Origin of the sequence: Mesorhizobium sp. (assembly GCF_004962925.1) — a bacterium.
GTDB lineage: Bacteria > Pseudomonadota > Alphaproteobacteria > Rhizobiales > Rhizobiaceae > Mesorhizobium.
Window position 1 is genome coordinate 1 of the sequence record NZ_SUEO01000285.1, and the last position, 6,711, is coordinate 6,711.

5 protein-coding genes are annotated in these 6,711 nt (G+C 62.2%); 1 reads left to right on the plus strand and 4 read right to left on the minus strand.

The window, feature by feature from the left end; all coding sequences use genetic code 11:
• Positions 1-138 precede the first annotated feature (138 nt).
• A complete protein-coding gene (locus tag E5W87_RS32710; protein WP_292407289.1) occupies positions 139-1,575 on the plus strand; it encodes an aldehyde dehydrogenase family protein in 1,437 nt (478 codons plus the stop codon).
• 185 nt (positions 1,576-1,760) lie between these two features.
• Here the strand turns inward: E5W87_RS32710 and E5W87_RS32715 are convergent, their stop codons facing one another.
• From E5W87_RS32715 to E5W87_RS32730, 4 genes are all read right to left on the minus strand, one after another.
• A complete protein-coding gene (locus E5W87_RS32715; RefSeq protein ID WP_292407279.1) occupies positions 1,761-3,335 on the minus strand; it encodes a glycosyltransferase in 1,575 nt (524 codons plus the stop codon).
• Between the two features lie 39 nt (positions 3,336-3,374).
• Positions 3,375-5,507 (minus strand): glycosyltransferase, encoded by a 2,133-nt coding sequence (locus E5W87_RS32720; protein ID WP_292407282.1) that lies wholly within the window; start codon positions 5,505-5,507, stop codon positions 3,375-3,377.
• Positions 5,508-5,527: 20 nt separating this feature from the next.
• On the minus strand, positions 5,528-6,208 hold the full coding sequence (locus tag E5W87_RS32725; RefSeq protein ID WP_292407285.1) for a bifunctional DNA primase/polymerase: 681 nt from the start codon (positions 6,206-6,208) through the stop codon (positions 5,528-5,530).
• 117 nt (positions 6,209-6,325) lie between these two features.
• Positions 6,326-6,711, minus strand: a 386-nt coding sequence (locus tag E5W87_RS32730; RefSeq protein ID WP_292407287.1) for a glucoamylase family protein, incomplete at its 5' end; no start/stop codon positions are given.

Genomic DNA, 6,711 nt, shown 5'->3' on the forward strand with positions numbered 1-6,711 from the left:
AACCCTGGGACACTTTTCCGAAACCTGCTTAGCACATGCCTGTCGAGGAGGAGAACTTTGCCGCGGCGGCCTTGCGGTGTGGCGGCCGGTGGTCCAGATAGACGGCAATCGAAAGACGACAAGGAAGACAGCGACATGATCCCGATTCGAAAGAACCTCATCGATGGCGAGTGGGTGGGCGATGCCGGCTCCCGCAACATCAACCCGTCCAATCTCGACGACGTGGTCGGCGAATATGCATCGGGGGACGCCGAGCAGGCCCTGCAGGCCATCGCGGCGGCGAAAGCAGCATTTCCGGCATGGTCCCGATCGGGCCTGCTGGCACGCCATGCGGTGCTGAGGAAGGCGTCGGACGAGATCACCGCGCGCAAAGATGAAATCGGCCGGGCGTTGGCGCGCGAAGAAGGCAAGACGCTGGTCGAGGGCATTGGCGAGACCGTGCGGGCCGCCCAGATCTTCGATTTCTTTGCTGGTGAGACGCTGCGCCTGTCGGGCGAGCTGGTTCCAAGCGTGCGGCCCGGCGTTGGTGTCGAGATCACGCGGGAAGCCGTCGGCGTCGTCGGCATCATCACGCCGTGGAACTTCCCGATCGCTATCCCGGCCTGGAAGATCGCCCCGGCCCTGGCCTATGGCAACACCATCGTCTTCAAGCCGGCCGAGCTGGTTCCGGAGAGCGCCTGGACCATTGTCGACATCCTGCATCGCGCCGGCCTGCCGAAGGGCGTGCTCAATCTCGTCATGGGCAAGGGTTCGGTGGTCGGCCAGGCCATGCTCGACAGCCCTGACCTCAACGCCATCACCTTCACCGGGTCGGTCGGCACCGGCAAGCGCGTCGCCGCCGCCAGCGTCGAGCACATGCGCAAGTTCCAGCTCGAAATGGGCGGCAAGAACCCGCTTGTCGTGCTCGACGATGCAGATATTGCCGTCGCCGTCGACTGCGCGGTCAACGGTGCATACTTCTCGACCGGCCAGCGCTGCACTGCATCGTCCCGCCTGGTCGTGACGGATGGCATCCATGACCGCTTCGTCGACGCGATGAAGGATCGTCTGGGCAAGCTGGTCGTCGGCGACGCTCTCGATGCGAAGACCCAGATCGGACCGGTGGTCGACCAGAGCCAGTTGAAACAGGACGAGGACTATATCGCCATCGGTCGCCAGGAAGGCGCCGATCTGGCCTTCGGCGGCGAGCGGCTCGATCGCGAAACCCGCGGCTTCTACCTGCAACCGGCACTGTTTACTGAAACCACCAACGCCATGCGCATCTCACGCGAGGAGATTTTCGGACCGGTCGCCAACGTCATCCGCGTCAAGGACTATGACGAGGCGCTGGCGGTGGCCAACGACACGCCGTTCGGGCTGACGTCGGGCATCTGCACATCGAGCCTCAAGCACGCCACGCATTTCAAGCGCAATTCGGAGGCCGGCATGGTAATGGTCAATCTGCCGACAGCGGGCGTCGACTTCCATGTGCCTTTCGGCGGACGCAAGGGATCGAGCTACGGCCCGCGCGAACAAGGCCGCTACGCGGCGGAATTCTACACTACGGTGAAGACCGCCTATACGTTCGCCGGTTAAGTAAGCCGGTTGCAAGCACGATATATCGCTCAAACGAACCAGGCAGGCGGGGCAAGCTGATTATATCTCAGGGTATGTGCCCAGCCTGACCTGACTCGATCGCGACCACCTTTGGCAACGGTTGCGGCCGCAAACCTATCTGGAACCGATCCGGGAGGAGCTCGAATAGCGTCGATCAGTCCTGATCACCACGGAACATGGAGTATCTCAAGCTTTGGAAGACCGACGGGCCTGATGCCCAGATCGTTGGCGAGGGCGCCAAAGCCTTCGGTTTCTATGAGATCGCGGTAGGGAATTTCCGGGAATCGAAGACCGCCACGATGCAATGCGGCGTCGACAAGAAGCATGGTTCCGCCGACCCCATCGAGACCGATGCTTTCGAGATGCCGAACATCGCTGAGGTGAAGGCGGCCGACGGAATAGGCAGGCGGCTGGTAAAGGCCGCCGCGCATTTCACGATAGTAGCGATAGTCCCTTTCGGGCCGTGTGGTGACGAAACTGTTGAGGTCGAAGCTGTCGCCGCCGGCAATCTTTACACAGTTGGGAACCGCGATCCGATGCCCGCTCCCGATCAGCCGGTTCACGACATCGCTTGGAAATCGCCATACATCGATGTCGATCCACAGCGCCCAGTCGTCGTCGGCATCCAGGCCATGATCGATCAGGTGGTTGCGCACCTTGGCGATGGCGCCCCGTCTCTCGCGCTGCTGTCGTGGTTTCGTTCGCTTCGCTCGGTCAAAGCGCGTGCCCAGACGCTTTTGCAGCAGGACGACGCCACGATAGCTGCCGGCAAGCGGCGCCACTGCCGGCTGCAATCTTTCCCAGCTTCCGTCCAAACTGTCGCCCTCGCAGAAGACCAGCTTTATCCTGTCCTTGGGATAGTCGAGCGCCTGCAACGCATCGAGGAACGGCTGGATATGGTCGGCGGCATCGCGCAGCGGCACCAGAATGGCGACATTCGAGCCTGACGGCGGCGGTGCCGAAAGCGTCGCCTGGCTGACGCTCCCCTTCGCCACGGCCTCGTCCAGATGCGCGCCGCGTGTCAGATGGTGCCACAAGCGGTAGGCGTGACTGCGGACCTTGTCGCGCCACCGCGTTGCCGGCCGCGCCGTCCACCATGTGCCCGCCCAGTGATGGATCGACAGCGTCAGCGCTCCGCTGCCGGCTGGAATGTCCGTGCGCCCGACCGAGTCCACTGGGGTGAACAAGGGCGAGGCGTGTATGGCGAAGGCCGCCTGGTCGCCATAGCCGAGCTGCGCGGAGGTCAGCACACAGGGGCCGGTCGCGTCGAGCGCTTCCTTAGCATGGACCAGCCCCGGCAACAGCGACAAGACCTGCAGCCAGAAGGGATGCCGGGGCGGGCTCGCCATTGTGCCGTTGAACAGCAAATAGGGCAGGCCGCGAAACTTTGCCTGGGCGAGCGCGTGCCTATCCGGTTCCTTGCATAGCACGATCCGGTCCTCGCTCATGATCGGATCGAAAGCGGCGACGCATTCGCAGTCGATGTCGGCGTAAACCCCGCCAAAATGGTACAGGAGCAGATAGCGTGCCGCATCGGCGCGCAGCACACCATGTGAATAGCTGCAAAAGATCGGCAGGAAATCCGCATGATGCTCGGCGACAAACTCGAGCAGCCTCCGGTCGCTCCAGAACATCGTTGTCCAGTCGGGATGGTGCCGTTTCCAGCTTTCGACATACCCCTGAAAGCGGGCAGGGACGCTGTCGGTCTTCCACGTCTGGTGCAGGATGGGCGGAATCATCGAGGGCTCATCGGTCGGTGATTGGAAAAACCGTGGGTGTCATGCGCCGGCATCGTCCAGCCCAAAGCCGCCGCGGACGGCGTTGCAGATTGCCTCAGGGCCGAACCTGGACCATGCGGCTTCATGCGCGCGAACGCGCTGGCTCGCCTTACGCGTGCGATCCAGGCAAAGCTCGATGGCCATGTCGGCGAGTCTTTCATCCGAATCCGATAGAAGCACCTCTTCATTATCGACCAGGTCCAGGCCCTCGACTGCCAGCGGCGTCGCAATCACCGGGATGCCCCAGGCCATCGCTTCGAGAACCTTGATGCGCGTGCCGCCGCCTGCCGAGAGCGGGATGATGCTGAGATGCGCGCGCGACAGCAGTGGCCTCATGTCGTCCGGATTTTCGACGAGGTCCACGCCTTGCAGTCCGGCCAGAGCTTTCACGGCCGGCTTGGGATATCGGCCGGCGAGGACCAGTCTTGCGCTCGGCAGTCTTTGCCGGATGCGCGGCAGGATGGTGGCGGCCAGCCGTTCGGCGGCATCGATGTTCGGTTGGTATCCGAGATGGCCGACGAACAGGATGATCGGAAATTCGTCATCGGTCGCGGCCTCCGCCGGCAGGTTCACGGGACTGTCCTCGAAACGAGGGATGCCGTTCGGCACGATGTCGATCGGCACCTTGTGCGACGAAAGTGCCGCCAGTCTTTCGTGGTCCTGCCTCGAGCAGACCCAGGCCCTGTCTACGATGGCGAGCGCCTTTCTTTCGAGGCGCCTGACGCCAAAGGCGCCGGCGATGGCAGGCGTCGCCCTTTTCTCGCCAGCGTGACGCAACTGTCCCGCCAGGTTCGACTCGACATTATGCATGTCGAGAATGAGCTGCCCGGCCAATGACCGCAAGGGCCGTAGCAGTTTGAATAGCCCGATGCCCTCGACCACGATGCTGTCCGGCGAAAATTCGCGAACCATAGCTTTGAGACGCGTCAGTGAGGCGCGAGGAATTCGATTCTCGGCACGGATCCTCCACCAACCGATTGAAGCCGTGCGGGCCTCCCCCTCGATCGTCAAAGCAGCCGTTTGAATGCGGTGATCGGCCGGTTTCGACGGATCGGCCTGCGGCCGGATCGAGACAAGGCAGACTGGCCCGAATTCTGCTGCGGCCACGGCGTTGCGATGGTTCCTGAGATCGGCGCCCGAGGCAGGAGGGAAGGCCGGATCGTAGGACAGCACCAGCGTGCGCCGCTCTTTGCCGTGATTTGGGGTGGCAAACCTCGTATCTGGAGTGTGCTTTTCAATCATTGCTCCGACGTGGATACGGGCGCTGTACTGCAAAGCCTTCCAGCTCCGGCCGGATGCTTTATGGGCACGAACGGCCCGCATCATGCCCGCCGCGTCGGCGTATCTTTTGTGCCTGACGAGTTGCCGTGAAATCCGCTGCGCGATCCAGGCCTTTCGCCATTGAAGGGCTCCCCGCTCGACGCCCGATCTAGCCAGCTGGTCCAGTTCGAGCGCTATGGCAAGAAACGTCCTGCGCGGCGCAAGGACGAAACGCTGCGCCATTCTTGTTTCGTCGTGATGATAGAGCAGCACCGGAGTGGAGACGATCGCCACATTGAAGCGTGCGAGCAGGGCCACCCAGTAGCATGTGTCTTCGTCGAGGCCGATGGCTTCCGGAAAGCGGACGGTGGCCGTCGCTGATGCCGCGACCAATGCGCTCCCCATGGCGATCGGCCAGAGCTCGTTGAGAAGATATCGCCTGGTGTTTTGGGCTCTGTCGCTGGTGTATCCGTGCGGGGTCTTGAGCTTGTCCGGCCGCCCGTTCGTGCGACGGATGCTGGCCCCGATCGACAGGCCAGCCCCGGGATTGCGAAGGAGGGCGTCATGTAAAAGCGACAGGCCTCCCTCTATCAACTCGTCATCCGCATCGAGGAAGAATATGGATTTGCCCCTGGCCCGCGCAATTCCGACGTTGCGCGCAGCGCCGGCACTGCCGAGACGGACGCTGACGACCTCCAGCGGCAATCCGTGTCGTTGCGCGCTTGCGATCGCGGCAGACGCGGTCTGATCGTTGGAATCGTCATCGACCAGAAGGACCTCGCCGATCAGATCTTTGTCGGACATCAGGCTGTGCAGCGCGGCATCGATCGTCGCGGCAGCATTCTTTGCCGGGATGACGACCGTGATGTCCAATCGCGTTTCCTCTGATTTACTCACTGTCGCTCGAAAAAACCGCGGTTTCGCACACGATCATAATAATGCTTGAGCGGCGAGACTGGGCGAAGCGAAAGACTGACGAGGTTCTCGACCAGCTGCGGTTCGAGATCGAACGGCGACTGGTTCTCCAACCAGCTATAGGAGGATCCGTCCTTCAGCACCGAGGGACTGCCCACCACGTAACCGCCAAGTGCCTTGGCGTGGCCAACCCGGCGCATACCTAAATGCAGGCTGGATGATACCGTCGGTTCACGTGTCCTCAGATAGACGTGAAAGCCGTTCGGGGAGCTAGCGACCGGTGTGCGGTTAGCAATTTCACCATGGATGCTGAACCAGCCGCGATATGCGGCGGCGTTGTCGAAATCCAGGATCAGCAGGTTGGAAAATCCTCCCAATATGCCGACATTTCCTGCGAAGTCGTGAAACCAGCGCTCGATGTCTCCGCCGGTCGGTGGTTTCTGCGACAGCTGGAACGCAATGGAACGGAAGGCGAGTTCCTTCAGATCCTTGCGAAGGGTCTGCAAATGCAGCGGATCATACCCCATGGCCTCAAGGTCGAGATGCTTGCCACCGGCGCGAAGCGGCAGACATATATAACCCCGCGCCAGCAACCGGACCGCATAGTCGGTTTTTATTTTAGGCAACATCCAGAAATGTTCCGCCCCGTGCCATTTCACTCCAATCTTCTTTAGCCGAATAGCACTTTCGTCAAGCGTTGGATGCGGCGCGGCCGCCTGGCGCCTGCCACGTTACGAGCGATCCTGTTGAATCGGGAGAGCAGCAGCTATTTACTGTCATCCGACATGGTAGCCAGCCTGGGCGGCGGCGGGCTGCGACAGCCAGCCGCCGCTGAACCCCGCCTTGCACAGGCCGCGACGGATATGCGGGCTCGACCGCATCAGGTCCCAGATCAGGCGCGAGCGGTGGTTTTCGATCATCAACACGGCGATGCCCTGGTCCAGTCCGTAATGCGCTTCCGATATCCAGCCGCTCGGCCCGAACTTCCGCCGGTTCGCCAGCGTCGGGTTGAAGCCGCTCGGCATCCTGAAGCCGTCGATTACCTCAGGATGGCGTTCTCTGAGATGGCGCAGCGCCGGCAGGCAGATTTCCGGCGCGAAGGGCAGCGATGCGAGATACGACCACGGCGCTATCGTTCCGTCGTCGGGGCCGAACGGCGCGC

What these genes read in the sequence shown, in the direction of transcription:
- E5W87_RS32715 (WP_292407279.1), bottom strand. Translation starts at nt 3,335, where the DNA reads ATGATTCCGCCCATCCTGCACCAGACGTGGAAGACCGACAGCGTCCCT.